The 23383-nt window shown below is 66.3% G+C and carries 21 protein-coding genes and 1 pseudogene; 9 read left to right on the forward strand and 13 right to left on the reverse strand.

The genetic code is table 11. From position 1 onward, the window contains the following. Positions 1-120 precede the first annotated feature (120 nt). Positions 121-1215, reverse strand: coding sequence for a C40 family peptidase (locus QZM35_RS10345; RefSeq protein WP_301775871.1), 1095 nt, complete (start codon positions 1213-1215; stop codon positions 121-123). A gap of 236 nt (positions 1216-1451) precedes the next feature. Next, positions 1452-3254 carry a PhoH family protein gene (locus QZM35_RS10350; RefSeq protein ID WP_089425590.1) on the reverse strand — a complete coding sequence of 601 codons (1803 nt, stop codon included), beginning with the start codon at positions 3252-3254 and terminating at the stop codon, positions 1452-1454. Here QZM35_RS10350 and QZM35_RS10355 point away from each other — a divergent pair. Then, positions 3150-3394: pseudogene (locus QZM35_RS10355) on the forward strand (hypothetical protein); the annotation flags it as partial. The gene QZM35_RS10350 and the pseudogene QZM35_RS10355 overlap by 105 nt on opposite strands. Positions 3395-3586: 192 nt before the next feature. Here QZM35_RS10355 and QZM35_RS10360 read toward each other — a convergent pair. The 9 genes from QZM35_RS10360 to QZM35_RS10400 form a co-directional block, all read right to left on the reverse strand. Then, positions 3587-4048 (reverse strand): peroxiredoxin, encoded by a 462-nt coding sequence (locus QZM35_RS10360; RefSeq protein ID WP_006756046.1) that lies wholly within the window; start codon positions 4046-4048, stop codon positions 3587-3589. Positions 4049-4155: 107 nt separating this feature from the next. Continuing rightward, positions 4156-5052 carry a polysaccharide deacetylase family protein gene (locus QZM35_RS10365; RefSeq protein WP_174972723.1) on the reverse strand — a complete coding sequence of 299 codons (897 nt, stop codon included), beginning with the start codon at positions 5050-5052 and terminating at the stop codon, positions 4156-4158. A gap of 13 nt (positions 5053-5065) precedes the next feature. Then, positions 5066-6121, reverse strand: coding sequence for a bifunctional UDP-4-keto-pentose/UDP-xylose synthase (locus QZM35_RS10370; RefSeq protein ID WP_006482864.1), 1056 nt, complete (start codon positions 6119-6121; stop codon positions 5066-5068). Next, positions 6118-7065, reverse strand: a complete 948-nt coding sequence (locus QZM35_RS10375) for a formyltransferase (protein WP_301775872.1) — start codon at positions 7063-7065, stop codon at positions 6118-6120. Before QZM35_RS10375 ends, QZM35_RS10370 begins: the two co-directional genes overlap by 4 nt. After that, on the reverse strand, positions 7062-8099 hold the full coding sequence (locus QZM35_RS10380) for a glycosyltransferase (RefSeq protein WP_089425587.1): 1038 nt from the start codon (positions 8097-8099) through the stop codon (positions 7062-7064). Before QZM35_RS10380 ends, QZM35_RS10375 begins: the two co-directional genes overlap by 4 nt. A 6-nt stretch (positions 8100-8105) precedes the next feature. Next, positions 8106-9257, reverse strand: a complete 1152-nt coding sequence (locus QZM35_RS10385) for a DegT/DnrJ/EryC1/StrS aminotransferase family protein (RefSeq protein ID WP_089425586.1) — start codon at positions 9255-9257, stop codon at positions 8106-8108. A 135-nt stretch (positions 9258-9392) separates the two neighbouring features. After that, positions 9393-9764, reverse strand: coding sequence for an EamA family transporter (locus QZM35_RS10390; RefSeq protein ID WP_011352303.1), 372 nt, complete (start codon positions 9762-9764; stop codon positions 9393-9395). Positions 9765-9777: 13 nt separating this feature from the next. Beyond that, positions 9778-11454: a glycosyltransferase family 39 protein gene (locus QZM35_RS10395; RefSeq protein ID WP_301775873.1), complete on the reverse strand. Its 1677-nt coding sequence runs from the start codon at positions 11452-11454 to the stop codon at positions 9778-9780. Positions 11455-11578: 124 nt separating this feature from the next. After that, a complete protein-coding gene (locus QZM35_RS10400; RefSeq protein ID WP_012328660.1) occupies positions 11579-11953 on the reverse strand; it encodes an Mth938-like domain-containing protein in 375 nt (124 codons plus the stop codon). A 316-nt stretch (positions 11954-12269) separates the two neighbouring features. Between QZM35_RS10400 and QZM35_RS10405 the strand changes: the two genes are divergently transcribed. From QZM35_RS10405 to QZM35_RS10430, 6 genes are all read left to right on the forward strand, one after another. After that, positions 12270-13508, forward strand: coding sequence for a pyridoxal phosphate-dependent aminotransferase (locus QZM35_RS10405; protein ID WP_089425584.1), 1239 nt, complete (start codon positions 12270-12272; stop codon positions 13506-13508). A gap of 53 nt (positions 13509-13561) precedes the next feature. Next, complete coding sequence (locus tag QZM35_RS10410) at positions 13562-14890, forward strand: homoserine dehydrogenase (protein ID WP_046545878.1); 1329 nt, start codon at positions 13562-13564, stop codon at positions 14888-14890. 12 nt (positions 14891-14902) lie between these two features. Further along, positions 14903-16354, forward strand: a complete 1452-nt coding sequence (thrC, locus tag QZM35_RS10415; protein WP_089425583.1) for a threonine synthase — start codon at positions 14903-14905, stop codon at positions 16352-16354. A gap of 242 nt (positions 16355-16596) precedes the next feature. Beyond that, the gene (glp, locus tag QZM35_RS10420; RefSeq protein WP_301775874.1) at positions 16597-17844 is read left to right on the forward strand and encodes a gephyrin-like molybdotransferase Glp; all 1248 of its coding nucleotides are present in this window, start codon (positions 16597-16599) and stop codon (positions 17842-17844) included. A 19-nt stretch (positions 17845-17863) separates the two neighbouring features. Next, complete coding sequence (gene moaD / locus QZM35_RS10425; protein ID WP_089425581.1) at positions 17864-18121, forward strand: molybdopterin converting factor subunit 1; 258 nt, start codon at positions 17864-17866, stop codon at positions 18119-18121. Between the two features lie 10 nt (positions 18122-18131). Then, the gene (locus QZM35_RS10430; RefSeq protein ID WP_043188206.1) at positions 18132-18608 is read left to right on the forward strand and encodes a molybdenum cofactor biosynthesis protein MoaE; all 477 of its coding nucleotides are present in this window, start codon (positions 18132-18134) and stop codon (positions 18606-18608) included. Between the two features lie 67 nt (positions 18609-18675). Here the strand turns inward: QZM35_RS10430 and QZM35_RS10435 are convergent, their stop codons facing one another. Then, positions 18676-19236, reverse strand: coding sequence for a group III truncated hemoglobin (locus tag QZM35_RS10435; RefSeq protein ID WP_301775875.1), 561 nt, complete (start codon positions 19234-19236; stop codon positions 18676-18678). Between the two features lie 248 nt (positions 19237-19484). Here QZM35_RS10435 and QZM35_RS10440 point away from each other — a divergent pair, with 248 nt between their 5' ends. Together QZM35_RS10440 and clpB are read left to right on the forward strand one after the other, a co-directional pair. Continuing rightward, positions 19485-20000 carry an Rrf2 family transcriptional regulator gene (locus tag QZM35_RS10440; protein WP_089425579.1) on the forward strand — a complete coding sequence of 172 codons (516 nt, stop codon included), beginning with the start codon at positions 19485-19487 and terminating at the stop codon, positions 19998-20000. Positions 20001-20157: 157 nt separating this feature from the next. After that, complete coding sequence (gene clpB, locus QZM35_RS10445) at positions 20158-22755, forward strand: ATP-dependent chaperone ClpB (RefSeq protein WP_069248128.1); 2598 nt, start codon at positions 20158-20160, stop codon at positions 22753-22755. A 103-nt stretch (positions 22756-22858) separates the two neighbouring features. On the opposite strand, the gene QZM35_RS10450 is transcribed toward clpB, so the two are convergent. After that, the gene (locus tag QZM35_RS10450) at positions 22859-23296 is read right to left on the reverse strand and encodes a YidB family protein (protein WP_069248127.1); all 438 of its coding nucleotides are present in this window, start codon (positions 23294-23296) and stop codon (positions 22859-22861) included. Positions 23297-23383 lie beyond the last annotated feature (87 nt).

Below are 23383 nucleotides of genomic sequence, written 5' to 3' on the forward strand. Positions count from 1 at the left end.
TGCGCCGCAAGCCGAAAGGCTGCGGCGCATTTTCTTTTGGAGCGGGGAGTTTGCGACGGAACGGGTGGGGCGCCGGCAGATACCGCCAACGTGATTGACTGTCGAGGTTCGGGCAGCCGGTCAGTAGCTTCCGTTCGCAAACCGCGCGATCGGATCGTCTGCCGTACTGGTGCGCGGGCCGACGGGCGCGGATTGCGTCGACGCGCGCAATACCTGCACAGGTGCGGGTTCGATACCGCGCGGAGACGCCGGCGCGGTGGCAGGCGGCGGTTCGGCATCGAACGCGGCGGCCTGGGCGGCCGTGAGCGCCGTCGTCGGAATCTGCGTGCCGGACTCGACCGGGGCGGCAGGCGCTGCATTGGCCGTCATCGCGGTCATCCCGTCATTCACTGACGTTGCCTGTTGCTGCGCGACCTGCCTGCGCGGTGGCGGCGGTTCGTACGGATCGGCGGCCGGGGCCGCGGGTGCGGCTGCGGCGGTCGTCACGACCGGTGCGGCAGCGATGACCGGCGCGGGCGCAGGCGCCTGCGCGGTTCTCGCTTGCGACGACGCATAGGCAGGCGGCCGCGGCGCAGCGGCCGTCACGACCACCGGGGCCGGTGCGGCCGCCGGCGCGCTGCGCGGCTCGTCGCGCTTTGCCTCGTAGGTCGGTGCATCGAACGGCGTTGGCGCCCCACGCGGCGGCGCGACGCGGCGAATGCCGTCGAAACGCTTGGCCCAGTACGGGTTCGTCAGGTAGTCGAGTCGCACGGTGCCGCCCGTCGACGGTGCGTTGACGAAGCGCAGCTTGCCGACATAGATGCCGACGTGCGAATGCGGCCGTCCGGTCGTATTGAAGAAGATCAGGTCGCCCGGCGCGATCTGGTCGGGCTCGATCGACACGCCGCGGCCGCTCATGTCGGCCGTCGTGCGGGGCAGGTTCACGTCGGCCGCCCGGCCGATCACGTAGCGCACGAGCCCGCTGCAGTCGAAGCCGCTCGTCGGCGTGTTGCCACCCCAGCGATACGGGACGCCGACGAGGCTCATCGCCTGGATCGAGATTTCTTCCTGGCCGACGCTGTGATCGACGAATTTCGGGAAATTGGCGGGGGCGGGGAACGCGCGCGGTGTCGTGATCCTCATGCCCGAATCGGAGCGCGAGGCCGACTGCGGCGGCACGCTGGAGCAGGCCGCAAGCAGGGAAACGACGGCGACGGGGACCCAAATTCGAAGCATGGCGAGGCGGGCGAGCGCGGCGCGCTCGCGAATCGTATGACAACAGACAGACCCGATGGTAGACGCTCCCGCGGGGCTTAAGCAACCATTCCTGAGAATTTACTTGAAGTTTCGCGCGTAAACTGCGTTGTTGCGTGACGAAGCGTTACTTACGTCTTCGACCCCAAATAAAAACGGCGCTCCTGATAGGAGCGCCGCGAGGCGTCGAAAACCGGCCGACGGGCCGGCCTGTCGCGTTACAGGATGTCCGACGCGTAGTCGGCGAGCCGCGAGCGTTCGCCGCGCGCGAGCGTCACGTGGCCGCTGTGGCCCCAGCCCTTGAAGCGGTCGACGACGTACGTGAGGCCCGAACTGCCTTCGGTCAGGTAAGGCGTGTCGATCTGTGCGATGTTGCCGAGGCACACGATCTTCGTGCCCGGGCCGGCACGCGTGACGAGCGTCTTCATCTGCTTCGGCGTCAGGTTCTGCGCCTCGTCGATGATCAGGTACTTGTCGACGAACGTCCGGCCGCGCATGAAGTTCATGCTCTTCACCTTCAGGCGCGAACGGATCAGTTCCTGCGTCGCGGCACGGCCCCATTCGCCGGCGGCGTCGTCGGTCTTCTGCAGCACTTCGAGGTTGTCGTCGAATGCGCCCATCCACGGCTGCATCTTCTCTTCCTCGGTGCCCGGCAGGAAACCGATGTCCTCGCCGACCGGCACGGTCGCGCGCGTCACGATGATCTCGTTGTAGCGCTTGTCGTCGAGCACCTGCGCGAGGCCGGCCGCGAGCGCGACGAGCGTCTTGCCGGTGCCGGCCTGGCCAAGCAGCGTGACGAAGTCGATCTCGGGGTTCATCAGCAGGTTCAGCGCGAAATTCTGCTCGCGGTTGCGCGCGGTGATGCCCCACACGTTGTTCTTGTGGTGGCTGTAGTCGCGCAGCGTCTGCAGCAGCGCCGTCTTGCCGTTCAGCTCGCGGACGATCGCATGGAACGTCGGCTCGCCGTTCTGCGGCTCGAGATAGACGAACTCGTTGACGAGCATCGACGCGACGAGCGGGCCGGTCACGCGGTAGTACGTGGTGCCCGTCTTCGTGTCCTGCCAGCTCTCCATGCCCTTCGCATGCTTGGTCCAGAAGTCCTGCGGCAGTTCGCGCACGCCGTTGTACAGGAGGTCCTTATCCTCGAGCACCTGGTCGTTGAAGTAGTCTTCCGCGGGCAGGCTGAGCGCGTGCGCCTTGATCCGCATGTTGATGTCTTTCGACACCAGCACGACCTGGCGATCGGGCCGGTCGCGCTGCAGCGCGCGCACGACGCCGAGGATCTGGTTGTCGGCCTTGCCTTCGGGCAAGCCTTCGACGGGCGCGATGTCCGCCAGCTTCGTCTGGAAGTACAGGCGGCCGAGCGCCTCGCGGCTGCCGAGGCGCGACAGCGGGATGCCGGCTGTGATCGGGCCGGCATCGGCGACGAGCGCGTCGAGCGTGCGGCTGACCTGGCGTGCGTTGCGCGCGACTTCGGACATCCCCTTCTTGTGGTTGTCGAGTTCCTCGAGCGTCATCATCGGCAGATAGACGTCGTGTTCCTCGAAGCGGAAGAGGCTGCTCGGGTCGTGCATCAGCACGTTGGTGTCGAGCACGAACAGTTTCTGCAGTTCGGCTTCGGCGGGCTTGCGGCTGCGCGACTTCGTCGCGGCGCCGGTATCGCGCGCCGGTGCGGCGGCCGGTTTGTCGGCAGCCGGTTTGTCGTTGCGTGCAACGACGGGCGCCGCGGGTTCGGCGGGCGCCGGCATCGGCTGCAGCAGGGCAGCCGTCTGTTTGGTCTTGCGGCCGCGTGCGGGTGCGCTCGCCGCATCTTGCGCCGAAGACGCGACGGCGCGCAAAGGCGCGGCCGTGTTCGCGGCTTCGGTCATCGGTTGGGCCACGCTCGCCGGACCAAAGTCACCGGCTGTGGATGCGTCCCCTTCGGCGGATTTCTTCGCGGCTTTCGCGGGCCGCGCTTTCGCCTTGTATTCGTCGGGCGGCAGCAGGCTGCCGAGCTTGCTGGGGGGAGTAGGCAAAGGCATGGTGTCCCTCGGGAGGAATCGTGTCGCATGGCGTGCGCCGCTGATCGCATCCTGCGTGACGTAGACGCATGCAGTTTGCGCGCGGTGGCGCACAGGAAGTTCGTCTAGCCGGTTCGCCTAAGTGTCGATCAGCTCCTTGACGCGGTGAGGGCCGGACCGAGGCCCGGCGCGCAATCCATAAAAAAAGCCGCTGCCTCGTCGATAGAGGCATGCGGCTTGGCTGATACGGTCGTAATGCGCGTCAGGTGCCGGCAAGCATCGCAACGAGCACCGGCGCAGCTACGAGAAATATGGGGCGAACTGGCATTCATTGCGGCCCAATATAACGCGCCTCAAAGCGCTTGTACAGCACTTAGCACGTCGTCCACATGACCCGGTACCTTGATGCCGCGCCATGCCTGGCGAAGCACGCCGTCGGCGTCGATCAGGAACGTGGAGCGCTCGATTCCGCGCACTTCCTTGCCATACATTTTCTTCATCTTGATGACATCGAACAGCGCGCACAGCGCCTCGTCGGCATCGGAAATCAGCGGGAACGGCAGTTCGAGCTTTGCCTTGAAATTGTCATGCGAGCGCAGGCTGTCGCGCGACACGCCGATGACTTCCGCACCGGCTTTCTTGAACTTCGGATAGAGATCGCGGAACTGCAGCCCTTCGGTCGTGCAGCCCGGCGTGTTGTCCTTCGGATAGAAGTACAGCACGAGTTTCTTGCCCTTCAGGTCGGACAGCGAAATGTCGCCGCCCGTGGCCGGTGCGGTGAAATCGGGAACTTGACGGTCAACTTCGACGGACACGTGTTTCTCCTGTTGTTATGGAAAGGCGCCGCTGTGGCGGCGCGGTACGGCGGGGCGTCGCGGCAGCGCGCCGCAAGGGCGCAGCGGCGACGCCGGCTCGTGCGAACTCAGTCGGGCTGGACGATCAGTTCGCCGGAGCGGCCGGGGATTTCGCCCCACGTGACAGGGTACGATGGCAGCGAGTCGCGGTCCAGCGTCGCGTGGTAGTCGCCCATCGTCGCGAACGTATGGCCTTGCGCGCGCCAGCCGGCGAGCAGTTGCTCGAACACGGGCGCGAGCTTCTGGCCTTCCAGTTCCGCATGCAGCGTGAACACCTGGTCGTGCGGATTGGTTTCGGTGAACTTGAGGATGTGCGCGGCGACGTTGTGCGTGTCGACGCCGTCGATGCCGAGCACTTCGTCGAGCGTCGGCAACGTGGTGGGCATCTGCACGTGCGACAGCGTGCGGCCGTTGACGACGGGCAGGTACGGCGAATGGCCGCGGCCGTCGGAGGCGTAGCGCATCCCCCATGCGTCGATCTGCTCGAATGCGGAATCGTTCATCTGCCAGCCGGCCGCGCCGTGCGTGACGGGCGGCGCGCCGAAGACCTCGATGAAGCGCGCGTGACTCTTCTGCATTTCACGCGTGGTCCAGTCGCGATCGCGCGCGCGGACGTTGTCCTGCCAGTACACGTGATCCCACGTGTGGATCCCGCATTCGAAGCCGGCCTCGTGAATCGCACGCATGTCGGCGATCGCGCGGCGGCCGATGTCGGGGCCCGGCAGCAGCACGCCGTACATCAGCTGCTTCACACCGTAGTGCTCGACCACCGACGTGCGCGACACTTTCTTCAGGAAGCCGGGGCGGAACACGCGCCGCAGCGCCCAGCCCGTGTGATCGGGCCCGAGGCTGAAGAGGAAGGTTGCGCGCGCATTGAAGCGGTCGAAGATGCGCGCGAGGTTCGGCACGCCTTCGCGCGTGCCGCGCAGCGTGTCGACGTCGATCTTGAGGACGATGCGAGCCAAGCGAACGTCCCGATCAGCCTTGCTGTTCGACGAGCGCGCGCGCGTCGGCGACGTGGCCGCGATACGCTTCGAAGATGTTGCGCAGCGCGTCGTCGAACGTCGCTTGCGGCGCCCAGCCGAGTTCCTGCATCGTGTTGTCGATCTTCGGCACGCGGTTCTGCACGTCCTGGTAGCCGTTGCCGTAGTAGGCGCCGGACGTCGTCTCGACGAGCTTCACCTGCTTGGCCGAATCGGCATACTCGGGGAATTCCGCCGCCAGTTCGAGCATCTTGTGCGCGAGTTCGCGAACCGAGAAATTGTTCTTCGGATTCCCGATGTTGTAGATCTTGCCCGACGCGACGCCGTCCTTGTTCTCGATGATCTTCATCAGCGCGCTGATGCCGTCGCCGATGTCGGTGAACGCGCGCTTCTGCGAGCCGCCGTCGACGAGGCTGATGTTCTCGCCGCGCACGATGTGGCCGAGGAACTGCGTGACCACGCGCGAGCTGCCTTCCTTAGGCGTGTAGATCGAATCGAGGCCCGGGCCGATCCAGTTGAACGGGCGGAACAGCGTGAAGTTCAGGCCTTCCATCCCGTAGCCCCAGATCACGCGGTCCATCAGCTGCTTCGAGCACGCGTAGATCCAGCGCGGCTTGTTGATCGGGCCGTAGGTGAGGGCCGATGCATCCGGGTCGAACTGCTCGTCCGAGCACATGCCGTAGACCTCGGAGGTCGACGGGAACACGAGGTGCTTGCCGTACTTGACGGCCGAACGCACGATCGGCAGGTTCGCCTCGAAGTCGAGTTCGAACACGCGCAGCGGCTGCTGGACGTAGGTGGCGGGCGTCGCGATCGCGACGAGCGGCAGGATCACGTCGCACTTCTTCACGTGATACTCGACCCACTCCTTGTTGATCGTGATGTCGCCTTCGAAGAAATGCATCCGCTCGTGGTTGACGAGGTCACCCAGCCGATCGGTCTGCATGTCCATGCCGAACACTTCCCAATCGGTGGTTTCAAGAATGCGCTTCGACAGGTGATGGCCGATGAAGCCGTTCACACCCAGGATCAGGACTTTTTTTGCTTTCATGAATGACGGGAAGAATGAATGAACTGCGCGAATTCCGCGGGCGTCACGACGGTTTCGCTGCCGTCGCGCTGCTGCCACAGCTCGAGAATGGATAGGGCGCGGCTGTCGCCGCAGACGCCGAATAGCGCATTATCGCTTACGTGCAGGCCGGGCGGCAAATCTGCCGCGGCGGCGGCCGTCGCGCTGCCGGGCGCCGCCAGGCGCGCGCGCGCGATCACGAAACGCGTGCCGTCGACGTCCGTGAACGCGCCCGGATACGGGGGCGCGACCGCGCGCACCAGGTTGTAGACCTGCGCGGCCGGCTTCGACCAGTCGACGCGGCCGTCCTCGGGCTTGCGCCCGCCGTAGTAGCTGCCGGTCGAGAGATCGTTCGGCAGGTGCGGCGCCTCGCCCGCGAGCAGCGCGGGCAGCACGCGCCAGAGCGTCTGCTCGGCCGCTACCGTGACCTTGTCGAACACCTGCGTGGCCGTGTCGTCCGGCAGGATCGGCACCGCGGTCTGGCCGATGATCGCGCCCGCGTCGGGCTTCGCCGCCATCTCGTGCAGCGTCGCGCCGGTTTCGGTTTCGCCGTTCAGCACCGCCCAGTTGGTCGGTACCCGACCCCGGTATTTCGGCAGCAGCGACCCGTGCATGTTGTACGCGCCCTTCGGCGCGATCGCGAGCAGGTCCACCGGCACCATGTGCCGGTAGTAGAACGAGAAGATGAAGTCCGGCTGCGCGTCGGATACCGCGCGGCGCAGCGCCGGATCGGCGGGATCGGCCGGCGTGACGACCGGAATGCCGTGCTCGGCCGCGACGGATGCGACGCTGCCGAACCAGATGTTCTCGTTCGGGTTGTCCTCGTGGGTGACGACGAGCGCGACGTCGACGCCGCGCGCGAGCAGCACCTGCAGGCAGCGCACGCCGACGTTGTGATACGCGAAGACGACTGCGCGCGGCTTCATTGCGCGGTACCCGTGCGGTTCGCGCCGGCCGGCACCGGCGGCACGCCGTCGTGCTGCTCGAGCACGGCCTGGATCAGGTAGCGCGGCCGTGCCCGCACCTGCTGGTAGATGCGGCCGACGTATTCGCCGAGCAGGCCGAGCGCGAAGATGATCACGCCGAGCAGGAAGAACGTGATGGCGAACAGCGTGAACACGCCTTGCACTTCCGCGCCGACGATGAAGCGTCGCACGAGCAGCAGCACGAACAGCGCGGCGGAGCCGAGCGACAGGATTACGCCGATGAACGACAGCCACTGCAGCGGCACGACCGAGAAGCCCGTCACGAGGTCGAAGTTCAGCCGGATCAGGCTGTACAGCGAGTACTTCGACTCGCCGGCGAAGCGCTCCTCGTGCGCGACCTCGATTTCGGTCGGTTTCTGCGCGAACGTGTACGCGAGGGCGGGGATGAACGTGTTGACTTCACCGCACACGTTGATCGTGTCGATGATGCGGCGGCTGTATGCGCGCAGCATGCAGCCCTGGTCGGTCATCTTGATGCGCGTGATGCGCTCGCGCAGGCGGTTCATCATCTGCGACGCCTTGCGCCGCCACAGGCTGTCCTGGCGCTGCTTGCGGATCGAGCCGACGTAGTCGTAGCCCTCGCGCATCTTCGCGATCAGCTTGCCGATTTCCTCGGGCGGGTTCTGCAGGTCGGCGTCGAGCGTGATGACGATCTCGCCGCGCGATTGCGCGAAGCCGGCGAGGATCGCCATGTGCTGGCCGTAGTTGCCGTTGAGCAGCACGATGCGCGTCGTGTCGGGACGGACGTGGAACTGATCGGCGAGCATCGCGGCCGAGCGGTCGCGGCTGCCGTCGTTGATCAGGATCACTTCGTATGACGTGTCGAGTGCGTCGAGCGCCGGATACAGCCGCGCGAACAGCGCAGCGAGGCCGTCTTCCTCGTTGTACACGGGGATGATGACCGATACTTCGGGCCGGCCGGCGTCCAGGTGCCCGGCGGCCGGATGCCCGGCGCGTGCTTCAAGGTGACTCATGTACGCTTATTTTCCGTATTGTTCACAAATCTGGTTGATGGCGTCGACCACGCGACGCACGTCGCCGTCCGTCATCTGCGTGAAGAGCGGCAGCGTGACGGTCGACGCGCCGTACCGTTCGGCGTGGGGGAACATGCCCTCCTTGAAGCCGCGTGCACGGTACAGCGTGAAAAGATGGATCGCCGGGTAGTGGATGCCCGTGCCGATGCCGCGCTCCTTCATCTGCGCCATGAACTCGGCGCGGGTGATCGTCAGGCGCTCGAGCGGCAGCGTGATCAGGAACATGTGCCAGTTGCCGTTCTCGAATTCGGCGATCGGCAGGCCGACGCCGAGCTTCACGGCTGCACTGCCGTCGAATGCGGCGAAGTAGGCACGCGCAAGCGCGCGGCGCTGCGCAGTGAAGCGTTCGATGTGCGGCAGCTGGCCGAGGCCGACGCGCGCGGCCACGTCGGTCAGGTTGTACTTGCCGCCGAGCACGTCGCAGTCCATCCCGTCGAAGCCCGTGCGCGTGATGCCCTGCAGCCGGTACTTCTGCGCGAGCGTCGCTTCTTCCTCGTTGTTCAGCACGAGTGCGCCGCCTTCGATCGTCGTCAGGTTCTTGTTCGCGTGGAAGCTGAACGACACGATGTCGCCGATCGCGCCGATGCGCTTGCCGTTCCACGTCGAGCCGAACGCCTGCGCCGCATCCTCGATCACGCGCAGCTTGTGCGCGCGCGCAATGGCGTACAGGCGGTCCATGTCGACCGGCAGGCCGGACAGGAACACGGGGATGATGGCCTTCGTGCGCGGCGTGATCGCCTGCTCGAGCTTGTCGAGGTCGATATTGCGCGTGACGGGATCGATGTCGGCGAACACGGGTGTCGCGCCCGTCTCGAGGATCACGTTGCTGGTCGAGACCCACGACGCCGGCGTCGTGATCACTTCGTCGCCAGGGCCGACGCCCGCGATGCGCAGGCCGATTTCCAGCGTGCAGGTGCCCGAATTGAACGCGCGGACCGGACGGCCGCCGCAGTACTCGGACAGCGCCGCCTCGAATTTCTGGCTCTGCGGGCCGGTGGTGATCCAGCCCGAGCGCAGCACGTCGACGACGCCCTGGATGGTTTCCTCATCGATCTCGGGGCGGGTGAACGGCAGAAACGGAGCGGTAGTCTGGCTCATGTACGCTTTTGGCCTGTAATGGCGTGTAATAAAAGGGTCGGGCGATCCCGGCCGAAACCGGCATTAAAACACCGGTTGGCGGAATCGCACCGTGATTTTTTGTAGGCAGACGCTTAATGCGCGCGGCGGGCGTGCTCAGCTTCGCGCGAGCACCAGCACGCCGATCAGGATGATGCCGATGCCGACGAGCCGCTGGACCGACAGCACTTCGCCGAACAGGTACCAGGCCGCGAATGCGTTGACGACGTAGCCGAGCGACAGCATCGGGTACGCGATCGACACGTCGACCCGCGACAGCCCGACGATCCAGACCACGACGCTCAGCACGTAGCAGCCGAGGCCGCCGATGATCGGCAATTGGGTCGCGATCTTCAGGCCGACCGGGATAATGTTCGCACGGCTGAATTCGAAGTGTCCAACGGCGTTGACGCCGGCTTTCAGCAGAAGTTGCGCACAGGCGTTGAGCATCACGCCGGTGATGATGCAGACGAACGAAACGGGATTCATGCAGCGGGCGTCCTTACGATTGCGGTTTCTCGACGATCACGCGGCGGTTGTCGCGTGCAACCACGCGCATCGGCACGCCTTGCTTGACCAGGTTGTCGTACTCGCCGGGCGGCATGATCGCGAGCGCATGGGTTTCCTGCTTCCAGCGCGTGATCCACTCGTCGACGGTCGGAATCCACTTGTTCGGCTCCATCGAGATCCCGAACGCGAGCTCGTCCTGGCGCTGGACCATGATCGTCGTGTGGCCCATGTAGAACGGGAACGTGTGATCGAGCATCTCGATCGAGTAGAACGGCGTGTCGGCCGGCAGTTTCGCCAGTTCGGCGCGCACGGTGGGCGCGAGCAGTGCGCCGGAGCTGTAGCGGCCGAATTCGTCGTGACCGGTGCCGCCGATCGTGCCGAACGCGAGCCACGCGGCGCCGAAGGCGGCGAGCGCGGCGGCCGCGTCCGCGCGGCGGTTCAGCCATGCGGCCGCGAGGGTCAGCACGGCCGCGACCGCGAGGCCCGCGTACAGCCACATCTGGAACGCGCGGTACAGCGCGTTCGGCGTACGGGCATCGCCCTGATACGCAAGGAAGATGATCCCGAACGCCGCGACGACGAGGAACACGAGATAGCCGAGCAGGTGGCGGCGGAACCGGTCGGCGCTCATCAACGGCAGGTACGCGCCGATGATCAGCGCGAGCGCCGGCGCGACCGGCAGCACGTACGAGATCAGCTTCGAATGCGACGCGCTGAAGAACAGGAAGATGAATGCGCTCCAGATCAGCAGCACGAGCATCGGCGAGAAGCCGTTCGGCTGGCGCGGCATCCGCAGCGCATGGCGGATGCTCTGCCACGCGACCGACAGCCACGGCAGGAAGCCGACCAGCAGCACGGGCACGAAGTAGTAGAGCGGGCCCGGGCGGTTCTGTTCCGGGGTCAGGTACCGGCGGAACTGCTGGACGATGAAGAAGAAGTTGAAGAACTCGGGGTTGCGCTGCTGGACGAGCACGAACCAAGGCGTGACGATCGCGAAGAAGATCACGAGTCCGCTCACCAGGTACAGGCGCTTCCACAGCGCCCAGTCGCGTGCGATCAGCGTATAGAGCACGAGCACGGCACCGGGCAGGATCAGGCCGACGAGGCCCTTCGACAGCACCGCGAACGCCATCGCGGCCCAGCATGCCCACATCCAGCCGCGTGCCGCGGCCGGGCGCAGCCCGGGCCGCTGCGCGAGCAGCAGCGAGCACAGCGACAGCGCCATCCAGAACGCGAGCCCCATGTCGAGCGCGTTGAAGTGGCCCATCAGGTTCCAGTACGGCGACGACGCGAGCACGACGGCGGCGAGGAAGCCCGACAGCGGGTTGAACAGGCGCGCGCCGGTGTAGCCGACCAGCAGGATGCCGGCGAAGCTCGCGACGGCCGTGTAGAGGCGCGCCTGCCATTCGCCGATGCCGAACCACGCGAACGTGAGCGCGTTCAGCCAGGTCTGCAGCGGCGGCTTCTCGAAATACTTGTAGCCGTTGTAGCGCGGCGTGATCCAGTCGCCGGTGACGAACATCTCGCGCGCCATTTCCGCATAGCGGCCCTCGTCGCTCGGGATCAGGTGGCGCAGCCCGAGCGGCGCGAACCAGACGATCGCGAGCGCGATGACGAGGAGGACGAGCGTGATGCGATTGAGCGGTAGCCTCGACGGCGTATCGTTCATGGATTTTCAGCCTGTTGGTTATTGTGACGGGCCGCCGGCGGGTTGCGCCGGGGGCGGGCGGCCTGGCCGGGCCGATCCGGGGGATCGACCCGCTGCGCCGGCCCGAGTTTTACCGCATCCGGGATTAACGTTCAATTAAGAGCGCGGCGGCGACTTTGCGGCCCTCGGCCATCAGGATGTTGTAGGTGCGGCAGGCCGCCTGGAAATCCATCGTCTCGACGCCGATCCGCTTCGCCGTGAGCGCCGCGACGAGCCGCGGGTGCGGGAAGCGCAGCCGCGCGCCGCTGCCGAAGATCACGAGTTCGGGTGTCGGGTCGAGCAGCATCGCGAAATGCTCGGGCGCGAGCGCGTCGAACGACGACACGGGCCATGCCTGGACCGGCGCGCCGGGCAGCACGATGACGCTCGTTTCATGGCGTTCGAGATTGACGTCGACATAATCGGGGCCGTAGCCGGTGACGGTGTTGAGCGCGCCGCTCGTGTCCTGGTGCAGTTTCAAATCGGTATTCCGCGGTTCCGTAGGGGGAAGGTATCGCAGGGCCACACGGGCCCGGATGGCCGGTTTCGCTTGCCCGGGCACGCGGGACGCCTGACGGCGCGGGCCCGGCGCGGCTTTGGTGCATTGCGAAAGTCAGCCAAAATCCGCTAAATTATAACTTTTTGGTCGCCCCCGGGCGCCACTTGCGTCGCGCGTCGCCACAAGCCGCGCCCGACCGCCCGCTTTTTCCCCAGTCTAGACAGCGCGCACAGACCGGCCGCTTTCCAGTTTTGATCCCGTCCCCCGGCCGCAAGGCCAACCCAGGAACCGTGTCGTCGTGAAACCGATTCAGAAGTCGAACAAGCTGCTCAACGTCTGCTACGACATCCGTGGCCCGGTGCTCGAGCACGCGAAGCGCCTCGAGGAAGAAGGCCACCGCATCATCAAGCTGAACATCGGCAACCTCGCGCCGTTCGGTTTCGACGCGCCGGACGAGATCATCCAGGACATGATCCGCAACCTGCCGACGTCGTCCGGCTATTCGGATTCGAAGGGCGTGTTCTCGGCGCGCAAGGCCGTGATGCACTACACGCAGGAAAAGGGCGTCGTGGGCGTCGGCCTCGACGACATCTACATCGGCAACGGCGCGTCCGAGCTGATCGTGATGGCGACCCAGGCGCTCTTGAACGACGGCGACGAAGTGCTGCTGCCCGCGCCCGACTACCCGCTGTGGACGGCGGCGGTCAGCCTGTCGGGCGGCACGCCGGTGCATTACGTCTGCGACGAGCAGAACGCGTGGATGCCCGATCTCGACGACATCCGCCGCAAGATCACGCCGAATACGAAGGCGCTCGTCGTGATCAACCCGAACAACCCGACGGGCGCGCTTTATTCGGACGAATTGCTGCTCGAACTGCTCGAGATCGCGCGCCAGCACGGGCTGATCGTGTTCGCCGACGAGGTGTACGACAAGATCGTCTACGACGGCCTCGAGCACACGGCGCTGGGTTCGCTGTCGGAGGACGTGATCACCGTCACGTTCAACAGCCTGTCGAAGAGCTATCGCTCGTGCGGCTATCGCGCGGGCTGGATGGCCGTGTCGGGCCTCGGCGGTGACAACCGCCGGCACGCGAAGGATTATCTCGAGGGGCTCGGCATCCTGTCGTCGATGCGCCTGTGCGCGAACGTGCCCGGGCAGTTCGCGATCCAGACGGCGCTCGGCGGCTACCAGAGCATCAACGAGCTGATCGTGCCGAGCGGGCGCCTGTACAAGCAGCGCGAGCTCGCGTACGACATGCTCACGTCGATCCCGGGCGTGACCTGCGTGAAGCCGCAGGCCGCGCTGTACATGTTCCCGCGCCTCGACCCGAAGCTCTATCCGATCCAGAACGACCAGCAGTTCATTCTCGACCTGCTGCTCGAGGAGCGCGTATTGCTCGTACAGGGCACGGGCTTCAACTGGACGACGCCGGATCACTTCCGCGTGGTCTTCCTGCCGAACCTCGACGACCTGACCGATTCGATCAACCGTATCGCACGCTTCCTCGACGGCTACCGCAAGCGCCATTCGGCCTGAGCGGCACGGCCACACGGAACTCACTAATTCTTACTCATTCGATCACACGCAGCATGGAACCGATCAAAGTTGGCCTGTTGGGCTTCGGCACGGTGGGCAGCGGCACCTTCACGGTGCTGGGCCGCAACCAGGAAGAAATCAAGCGACGCGCGGGGCGCGGCATCGAGGTGACGCGCATTGCGGTGCGCAACCCGGCGAAGGCGCTGGCCGCGCTCGGCGGCGATGCCGGCGCCGCGCAGATCACCGACGATTTCAATTCGGTCGTCGATGATCCGTCGATCGCGATCATCGCCGAGATGATCGGCGGCACGGGCATCGCGCGCGAGCTCGTGCTGCGCGCGATCGCGAACGGCAAGCACGTCGTGACGGCCAACAAGGCGCTGCTCGCGGTGCACGGCACCGAGATCTTCGAGGCCGCGCGCGCGAAGGGCGTGATGGTCGCGTTCGAGGCGGCCGTCGCCGGCGGCATCCCGATCATCAAGGCGCTGCGCGAAGGCCTGACCGCGAACCGCATCCAGTACATCGCGGGCATCATCAACGGCACGACCAACTACATCCTGTCGGAAATGCGCGATCGCGGGCTCGACTTCGCGACCGCGCTGAAGGCGGCGCAGGAGCTCGGCTACGCGGAAGCCGATCCGACCTTCGACATCGAAGGCGTCGACGCCGCGCACAAGGCGACGATCATGAGCGCGATCGCGTTCGGCGTGCCGGTGCAGTTCGAGCGCGCGTACGTCGAGGGCATCAGCAAGCTCGACGCGACCGACATCCGCTACGCGGAAGAACTCGGCTACCGGATCAAGCTGCTCGGCATCACGCGCCGCGCCGAAAACGGCATCGAGCTGCGCGTGCATCCGACGCTGATCCCGGAGAAGCGCCTGCTCGCGAACGTCGAAGGCGCGATGAACGCGGTCGTCGTGCACGGCGACGCGGTCGGCACGACGCTGTACTACGGCAAGGGCGCGGGCGCGGAGCCGACCGCATCGGCCGTGGTCGCGGATCTCGTCGACGTCACGCGCCTGCACACGGCCGACCCCGAGCATCGCGTGCCGCATCTCGCGTTCCAGCCCGACAGCCTGTCGAACACGCCGATCTTGCCGATCGAGGAAGTGACGAGCGGCTACTACCTGCGCCTGCGCGTCGCCGACCAGACCGGCGTGCTGGCCGCGATCACGCGCATCCTCGCCGAATCGGGCATCTCGATCGATGCGTTGCTGCAGAAGGAGTCGGAGCAGGTCGACGGTGCGAACGGCGAAACCGACATCATCCTGATCACGCACGAAACGGTCGAGAAGAACGTCAATGCGGCGATCGCGCAAATCGAGAGCCTCGCGACGGTCGTGTCGAAGGTGACGAAGCTGCGCATGGAAGCGCTGAACTGAGCTGAGGGCGACATGAACTACATCTCCACGCGCGGCGCCGGCATCGGCGAGCGCCACACGTTCTCCGACATCCTGCTCGGCGGTCTTGCGAAGGACGGCGGGCTCTACCTGCCGGCCGAGTATCCGACGGTGTCCGCCGACGAGCTCGCGCGCTGGCGCACGCTGTCGTACGCGGATCTCGCGTTCGAGATCCTGTCGAAGTTCTGCGACGACGTGCCGGCCGACGACCTGCGCGCGATCACGCGCCGCACGTACACGGCCGACGTGTACCGCAACACGCGCCATGGCGAGAACGCGTCCGACATCACGCCGCTGAAGACGCTCGGCACCGAGAACGGCGCGCCGATCTCGCTGCTCGAACTGTCGAACGGCCCGACGCTCGCGTTCAAGGACATGGCGATGCAGTTGCTCGGCAACCTGTTCGAGTACACGCTCGCGAAGCACGGGCAGTCGCTGAACATTCTCGGCGCGACGTCCGGCGACACGGGCAGCGCGGCCGAATACGCGATGCGCGGCAAGGCCGGCGTGCGCGTGTTCATGCTGTCGCCGCACAAGAAGATGAGCGCGTTCCAGACGGCCCAGATGTTCAGTCTGCAGGATCCGAACATCTTCAACCTCGCGGTCGAAGGCGTGTTCGACGATTGCCAGGACATCGTGAAGGCCGTGTCGAACGATCACGCGTTCAAGGCGCAGCAGAAGATCGGCACGGTCAACTCGATCAACTGGGCACGTGTCGTCGCGCAGGTCGTGTACTACTTCAAGGGTTACTTCGCGGCCACCCGGTCGAATGACGAGCGCGTGTCGTTCACGGTGCCGTCGGGCAACTTCGGCAATGTCTGCGCAGGCCACATCGCGCGGATGATGGGGTTGCCGATCGCGAAGCTCGTGGTCGCGACCAACGAGAACGACGTGCTCGACGAGTTCTTCCGCACGGGCGCGTATCGCGTGCGCAGCGCCGAGAACACCTATCACACGAGCAGCCCGAGCATGGACATCTCGAAGGCGTCGAACTTCGAGCGCTTCGTGTTCGACCTGCTCGGCCGCGATCCGGCGCGCGTGATGCAGCTGTTCCGCGACGTCGAGGAGAAGGGCGGCTTCGATCTCGCGGCGAGCGGCGATTTCTCGCGCGTCGCCGAGTTCGGTTTCGTGTCGGGCCGCAGCAGCCACGCGGATCGCATCGCGACGATCCGCGACGTGTTCTCGCGCTACGACACGATGATCGACACGCATACGGCCGACGGCGTGAAAGTCGCGCGCGAGCATCTCGACGCGGGCGTGCCGATGGTCGTGCTCGAGACGGCGCAGCCGATCAAGTTCGGCGAAACGATTCGCGAAGCACTCGATCGCGAAGCCGAGCGGCCGGCCGCATTCGACGGTCTCGAGGCGCTGCCGCAGCGTTTCGAGGTCGTGAAGGCCGACGCGCAGCAGGTGAAGGACTTCATCGCCGCCCATACGGGCGCATGACGCACGGCCGGGCCTGCGGGCCCGGTTGAGCAGGACGGCCGGAACGCCGATTCGTCGAACGGATCGGGGTTTCGGCCGTTTCGTTTGGCGGTGCCGCGCGGCTATCGACGCGCTACACCGAAACAAGTGTCAGACCGGCGTGCTCGCGCGAATCACAGTTTCCGCATGTCGGCCATATCGCGCGCCCGCGCGACGGCGTCGCTACAATGACGTATTGAATCCAACGATCCCCGATTCCATCGATGTCGAACCCGAATCCCGCGGCGCCGCGCGCGCCGATGCTGTCGACCGCCGAGGCGCTCGCCGCGCTGCTCGATGCCGCGAAGCCGTTGCCCGGCGCCGAAACCGTCGCCACGCTCGACGCGCTCGGCCGCGTGCTGACGGCCGACGTGAGCTCGCCGCTCGACGTGCCGCCGATGCATACGAGCGCGATGGACGGCTATGCGGTGCGCGTCGCCGACCTGCTGCATGGCGAGCGGCGCTTGCCGGTGTCGCAGCGTATTCCGGCCGGTCATCCGGCCGCGCCGCTCGCAGCCGGCACGGCCGCACGGATCTTCACCGGCGCGACGGTGCCGCCGGGCGCCGACGCCGTCGTGATGCAGGAGCAGGCGTCGGCCGACGGCGATGCGGTCGAGATCCTGCACACGCCGAAGGCCGGTGAATGGATCACCGCGCAGGGCGCGGATATCCGGCAGGGCTCGGTGATCCTGCCCGCCGGCACGCGGCTCACGCCGCAGGCGCTCGGCCTGGCCGCGTCGGTCGGCTGCGCGCAGTTGCCGGTTGCGCGGCGGATTCGCGTCGCGGTGTTCTTCACCGGCGACGAACTGACGATGCCGGGCGAGCCGCTGAAGCCCGGCGCGATCTACAACTCGAACCGCTTCACGCTGCGCGGGCTGCTGGAGCGGCTCGGCTGCTACGTGACCGACTACGGGATCGTGCCCGATTCGCTCGCCGCGACGCGCGACACGCTGCGCGAGGCTGCACGCGATCACGACGTGATCCTGACGAGCGGCGGCGTGTCGGTCGGCGACGAGGATCACGTGAAGCCGGCCGTCGAGGCCGAAGGGCGGCTCGCGCTGTGGCAGATCGCGATGAAGCCCGGCAAGCCGCTTGCGTACGGCGCGGTGCGCCGTGGCGACGAACGCCCCGATGCGCACTTCATCGGACTGCCCGGCAACCCGGTGTCGAGCTTCGTCACGTTCCTGCTGTTCGTGCGGCCGTTCCTGCTGCGCCTGTCCGGCGTGCGCGACGCCGCACCGCGCGCGCTGTCGCTGCGTGCCGACTTTTCGCAACACAAGGGCGACCGGCGCAACGAATTCCTGCGTGCGCGCGTCAACGCGGCCGGCGGCCTCGACCTGTTCCCGAACCAGAGCTCGGCCGTGCTGACGTCGACGGTGTGGGGCGATGGCCTGATCGACAATCCGCCGCAGCACGCGATCAGCGCCGGCGAGACCGTGCGTTTCATTCCGTTTTCCGAACTGCTGTCGTAACGCGACGGCTTCCCGAACCATGAAGATTCAACTGAAATTTTTTGCAAGCGTGCGCGAGGCACTGGGCGTTGCCGACGAGCAGGCCGACGTGCCGGACAGCGTCACGACCGTCGGCGATGTGCGCGCGTGGCTGCGCGTGCGCGGCGGGGCGTGGGCCGAGACACTCTCGGAAGGGCGCGCACTACGCATGGCGTGCAACCACGAGATGACCGATCCCGATACGCGGCTGACCGAAGGCTGCGAAGTCGCGTTCTTTCCGCCGGTGACGGGCGGTTGAGGCACCGGCGATGGCAACGGTACGAATCCAGACCGACGACTTCGACCTGAACGCCGAGGTCGCGGCATTGCGTGCGCGCAACCCGAAGATCGGCGCGGTCGCGTGCTTCGTCGGCACGGTGCGCGACCTGAACGAAGGCGATTCGGTGGCCGCGATGGAGCTCGAGCACTATCCGGGGATGACCGAGAAGGCGCTCGAGAAGATTGCCGCCGAGGCCGGCCGGCGCTGGCCGGGCATCGACGTCGCGATCGTGCACCGCGTCGGCAGGCTCTTGCCGCTCGACCAGATCGTGATGGTCGCAACGGTGGCGTCGCACCGCGGCGATGCGTTCGCGTCGTGCGAGTTCGTGATGGACTACCTGAAGACCGAAGCGCCGTTCTGGAAGAAGGAAACGACGCCGGATGGCGAGCGCTGGGTCGATGCGCGCAGCACCGACGATGCCGCGCTCGCGCGCTGGGGCATCGAATCGGGCAATACGCGGCGCTGAGCACAGCGTCGGGGGCGTGCGGCGCTATGCCGCATAAGCGCCAAGCGTCGCGCGTGACGGCTGCCCGTTACGCGTCCGGATCGCTGGTGCGCCCGATGATCTTCGTCGGAAACGGCTCGCCGCGGGCACGCGAGGGCAACGCGTGCGGATCGTCGCCTGCATCGCGACGGCGCGGCGCGATCGCGTCGAGCAGCGCCTGCTGCTCGGGCGGAATCGGGTAGTCCCAGCCGAACCGGCTCAACTGGAGGCTCTGCGCGATCCGCAGCGCCGGCTCCATGAAGCGGATCGCCGCGGGCGGCGCGTAGCGCGTCTCGACGGTCTTCAGGAACAGCGACAGCCAGCGGCTGAAATGGGCCGGCTCGATCCCGTCGAGCGGCTGGTGCGCCTGCTGCACGTTGCCGCGATAGCCCTTGGTGCCGAGCACGAGGCTCGACCAGAACGTGACCATCTTCGGCAGGTGGTCGTCCCAGCGGCCGGCCAGCTTCGCGTCGAACACGGGCCCGAGCAGCGGATCGGCGCGCACGCGGTCGTAGAACGCGTAGACGAGATCGCGGATGTTCGCTTCGGTCGGCTCGGTGTCGCGTGGGCGGGCCGGTGCGGTATCGGGAGAGGCGGGCAGGACGGTCATGGCAAAAGGGCCGGCAGAAATAGGCAACGACAGCGGCGGCGCGGGCATCGAGTAGGACACCGGCCGAATTTTGACGCAAAATAGCGTCCAACACCCCTGAAAAACGTGTAAGTGTCACGCATCTTATTGCGCGCGCGCCATCCCGGCAACCCGGGGCCGCGGAGCAGGGCCGTCAGCCGGCCTCGTGCGCATCCCGGTCGGCCCGGCTCACGTCATCGGGGCACGATCGATTTTTTCCGTATTCGCCCATGAGACTCACCGACTACACCGACTATTCGCTGCGCGTGATGCTGTACCTTGCCGTGCGCGGCGAGGGGCTCGCTACGATCCAGGAGATCTCGGACGCCTACGGCATCTCGAAGAACCATCTGATGAAAGTCGTGCAGCAGCTCGGCGAGCTGGGGTGGGTCGACACCGTCCGCGGTCGCAATGGCGGGCTGCGGCTGTTCCCGGAATCGTTGCAACTGACCGTCGGCGAGGTCGTGCGTGCGACCGAGAGCGATTTCGCGCTGGTCGGCTGCTTTTCGGCCGAGGGCGAATCGCGCGGCTGCGTGATCGAGCCGCATTGCCGGCTGAAGGGCGTGCTGGCGGCCGCGCGCGATGCATTTTTCGCCGAACTCGACCGTCACACGCTCGGCGAACTGATCGAGCCCGCTTCGCCGCTCGCCGCGTTGCTCGGCATCCACCCGGTCGTGCGCCTGCGCGCCGAGCCTTTGCCGGAAGACGCACCAGCGTCCGTCGAGCCGCCGTCGACGGCCGGCTGATACGCGCTCGCCGAGCGTCTCGATCCGGCCATGGCCCGTGCCGGGGCCGCTTCAAGGTTATCCATCGATTTTTGCGCTGAATCAACCCGAATTTCGCTTGAAAGCCGCATAACCATCCTCATCTTGGTGGTAATCGAAAATTGGAGGTCTCGACTAAATGAGAATCGACAAGCTCACCACCAAGTTCCAGGAAGCACTCGCGGACGCGCAAAGCCTCGCGGCAGGCCGCGACAATCAATACATCGAACCCGTTCACGTTCTCGCGGCGCTGGTCGCGCAGCAGGACGGTTCAGCCCGCTCGCTGATGTCGCGCGCGGGCGTTCACATTCAGGCGCTGCAAGGCGCGCTGAACGAGGCCATCTCGCGCCTGCCGCAAGTGACGGGCACGGGCGGCGACATCCAGATCGGCCGTGAACTGGCCGGGCTGCTGAACCAGGCCGACAAGGAAGCGCAGAAGCTCAACGACACGTTCATCGCGAGCGAGATGTTCCTGCTCGCCGTGTCCGACGACAAGGGCGACGCCGGCAAGCTCGCGCGCCAGCACGGCCTCACGCGCAAGGCGCTCGAAGCCGCGATCGCCGCGGTGCGCGGTGGCTCGCAGGTGCACAGCCAGGACGCCGAAAGCCAGCGCGAGGCGCTGAAGAAATACACGGTCGACCTGACCGAGCGCGCCCGTGCGGGCAAGCTCGATCCGGTGATCGGCCGCGACGACGAAATCCGCCGTTCGATCCAGATCCTGCAGCGCCGCACCAAGAACAACCCGGTGCTGATCGGCGAGCCGGGCGTCGGCAAGACGGCGATCGTCGAAGGGCTCGCACAGCGGATCGTCAACGGCGAAGTGCCCGAGACGCTGAAGGGCAAGCGCGTGCTGTCGCTCGACATGGCCGCACTGCTCGCCGGCGCGAAATATCGCGGCGAATTCGAGGAGCGCCTGAAGGCGGTGCTCAACGACATCGCGAAGGACGAAGGCCAGACGATCGTCTTCATCGACGAAATCCACACGATGGTCGGCGCGGGCAAGGCCGAAGGCGCGATGGATGCGGGCAACATGCTGAAGCCGGCGCTGTCGCGCGGCGAACTGCACTGCATCGGCGCGACCACGCTCGACGAATACCGCAAATACATCGAGAAGGATGCCGCGCTCGAGCGCCGCTTCCAGAAGGTGCTCGTCGACGAGCCGAGCGTCGAGGCGACGATCGCGATCCTGCGCGGGCTGCAGGAGAAGTACGAACTGCACCACGGTGTGGACATCACCGACCCGGCGATCGTCGCCGCGGCCGAGCTGTCGCACCGCTACATCACCGACCGCTTCCTGCCGGACAAGGCCATCGACCTGATCGACGAAGCCGCTTCGAAGATCAAGATGGAAATCGATTCGAAGCCCGAAGAGATGGACAAGCTCGACCGCCGCCTGATCCAGCTGAAGATCGAGCGCGAAGCCGTGAAGAAGGAGCAGGACGAAGCGTCGCAGAAGCGCCTGCAGCTGATCGAGGAAGAGATCGAGCGTCTCGGCCGCGAATATGCGGACCTCGAGGAAATCTGGACCGCCGAGAAGGCCGCGGTGCAGGGCAGCGCGCAGTTGAAGGAAGAGATCGAGAAGGTGCGGGCGGACATCGCGCGGCTGCAGCGTGAAGGCAAGCTGGAGAAGGTTGCCGAGCTGCAGTACGGCAAGCTGCCGCAGCTCGAGGCGCAGCTGAAGCAGGTCACGCAGGCCGAAGAGCAGGAGCAGCACAACCCGACGCGGCCGCGCCTGCTGCGCACGCAGGTCGGTGCGGAGGAAATCGCGGAAGTCGTGTCGCGTTCGACCGGGATCCCGGTGTCGCGGATGATGCAGGGCGAACGCGAGAAGCTGCTGCACATCGAGGAAAAGCTGCACGAGCGCGTGGTCGGCCAGGACGAGGCGATCAGCGCGGTGGCCGACGCGATCCGTCGTTCGCGCGCCGGTCTCGCCGATCCGAACCGTCCGTACGGCTCGTTCCTGTTCCTCGGCCCGACCGGTGTCGGCAAGACCGAGCTGTGCAAGGCGCTGGCGTCGTTCCTGTTCGACTCGGAAGAGCACCTGATCCGCATCGACATGAGCGAGTTCATGGAGAAGCACAGCGTCGCGCGGCTGATCGGCGCGCCGCCGGGCTATGTCGGCTACGAGGAAGGCGGCTACCTGACGGAAGCCGTGCGCCGCAAGCCGTACAGCGTGATCCTGCTCGACGAGATCGAAAAGGCGCATCCGGACGTGTTCAACGTGCTGCTGCAGGTGCTCGACGACGGCCGCATGACGGACGGGCAGGGGCGCACGGTCGACTTCAAGAACACGGTGATCGTGATGACGTCGAACCTCGGCTCGCAGGTCATCCAGGCGATGACGGGTGCGCCGCAGGAAGAGATCAAGGACGCCGTGTGGCTCGAGGTGAAGCAGCATTTCCGCCCCGAGTTCCTGAACCGGATCGACGACGTCGTCGTGTTCCATGCGCTCGACCGCAGCAACATCGAGTCGATCGCGAAGATCCAGCTCGCACGCCTGCACGATCGGCTCGCGAAGCTCGACATGGCGCTCGACGTGTCGCCGGCGGCGCTCGAACAGATCGCGAAGGTCGGCTACGACCCGGTGTTCGGTGCGCGGCCGCTGAAGCGCGCGATCCAGCAGGAGATCGAGAACCCGGTCGCGAAGCTGATCCTCGCGGGCCGCTTCGGTCCGAAGGACGTGATCCCGGTCGACGTCAACGACGGCCAGTTCGTGTTCGACCGCGTCGTTCACTGATCGCAGGCCTTCGGCCGCCGCCCGGTTCGCGCCGGGCGCGCAAAAACAAACACCCCGCCTCGGCGGGGTGTTTGCTTATGGCGCGTCGCAACGACGCAGCGCGTCAGCCCTGCTTGTTGCCGCCGAACATGCCGGCGATCTGCGACAGCGAGCCGAGCACGTTCGACGGGTCGACCTGTGCCTGGCCATCGGCCGGCACTGCACCGTCCGGCGTCGCGTGGTTGACGACGTGCGGCAGCACTTGCGCGAGGACGGTCGAGGCCATCGACGGATCGACACCGAACTTGCTCGCGAGCGCACCGATCGCGTCCGAGCCGAGCACGTTCTGCAGTGTGTCCGGCGAGATCGGCTGGTTCTGGCCGGTGCCGACCCACGAGCCGATGATGTCGCCGGCGCCGCCGGCCTTGAACTTCTCGATCAGGCCATTCAGGCCGCCCGGCTGGTTGTTGATGAATTCGAGCGCGGTCGTGATCAGCGCGCTTTGCGAGTTGCCGCCGGCCTGGCCGCCGAGCAGACCGCCAACGATGTCGAGGAGACCCATGGTTCTTCACCTTTACCGATAAGGGCGCCACGCCGTGGGCGCCCGTTGAACGAATGCCGCGCGCACGCCGTCGCGCGCGCGGCGCAC

Origin of the sequence: Burkholderia sp. AU45274 (genome assembly GCF_030482505.1) — a bacterium.
Lineage (GTDB): Bacteria > Pseudomonadota > Gammaproteobacteria > Burkholderiales > Burkholderiaceae > Burkholderia.

What these genes read in the sequence shown, in the direction of transcription:
- QZM35_RS10345 (WP_301775871.1), bottom strand. Translation starts at nt 1,215, where the DNA reads ATGCTTCGAATTTGGGTCCCCGTCGCCGTCGTTTCCCTGCTTGCGGCC.
- thrC (WP_089425583.1), top strand. Translation starts at nt 14,903, where the DNA reads ATGAACTACATCTCCACGCGCGGCGCCGGCATCGGCGAGCGCCACACG.
- QZM35_RS10375 (WP_301775872.1), bottom strand. Translation starts at nt 7,065, where the DNA reads ATGAAGCCGCGCGCAGTCGTCTTCGCGTATCACAACGTCGGCGTGCGC.
- QZM35_RS10450 (WP_069248127.1), bottom strand. Translation starts at nt 23,296, where the DNA reads ATGGGTCTCCTCGACATCGTTGGCGGTCTGCTCGGCGGCCAGGCCGGC.
- QZM35_RS10410 (WP_046545878.1), top strand. Translation starts at nt 13,562, where the DNA reads ATGGAACCGATCAAAGTTGGCCTGTTGGGCTTCGGCACGGTGGGCAGC.
- QZM35_RS10440 (WP_089425579.1), top strand. Translation starts at nt 19,485, where the DNA reads ATGAGACTCACCGACTACACCGACTATTCGCTGCGCGTGATGCTGTAC.
- clpB (WP_069248128.1), top strand. Translation starts at nt 20,158, where the DNA reads ATGAGAATCGACAAGCTCACCACCAAGTTCCAGGAAGCACTCGCGGAC.
- QZM35_RS10370 (WP_006482864.1), bottom strand. Translation starts at nt 6,121, where the DNA reads ATGAAAGCAAAAAAAGTCCTGATCCTGGGTGTGAACGGCTTCATCGGC.
- glp (WP_301775874.1), top strand. Translation starts at nt 16,597, where the DNA reads ATGTCGAACCCGAATCCCGCGGCGCCGCGCGCGCCGATGCTGTCGACC.
- QZM35_RS10435 (WP_301775875.1), bottom strand. Translation starts at nt 19,236, where the DNA reads ATGACCGTCCTGCCCGCCTCTCCCGATACCGCACCGGCCCGCCCACGC.
- QZM35_RS10430 (WP_043188206.1), top strand. Translation starts at nt 18,132, where the DNA reads ATGGCAACGGTACGAATCCAGACCGACGACTTCGACCTGAACGCCGAG.
- QZM35_RS10385 (WP_089425586.1), bottom strand. Translation starts at nt 9,257, where the DNA reads ATGAGCCAGACTACCGCTCCGTTTCTGCCGTTCACCCGCCCCGAGATC.
- QZM35_RS10395 (WP_301775873.1), bottom strand. Translation starts at nt 11,454, where the DNA reads ATGAACGATACGCCGTCGAGGCTACCGCTCAATCGCATCACGCTCGTC.
- moaD (WP_089425581.1), top strand. Translation starts at nt 17,864, where the DNA reads ATGAAGATTCAACTGAAATTTTTTGCAAGCGTGCGCGAGGCACTGGGC.
- QZM35_RS10390 (WP_011352303.1), bottom strand. Translation starts at nt 9,764, where the DNA reads ATGAATCCCGTTTCGTTCGTCTGCATCATCACCGGCGTGATGCTCAAC.
- QZM35_RS10380 (WP_089425587.1), bottom strand. Translation starts at nt 8,099, where the DNA reads ATGAGTCACCTTGAAGCACGCGCCGGGCATCCGGCCGCCGGGCACCTG.
- QZM35_RS10350 (WP_089425590.1), bottom strand. Translation starts at nt 3,254, where the DNA reads ATGCCTTTGCCTACTCCCCCCAGCAAGCTCGGCAGCCTGCTGCCGCCC.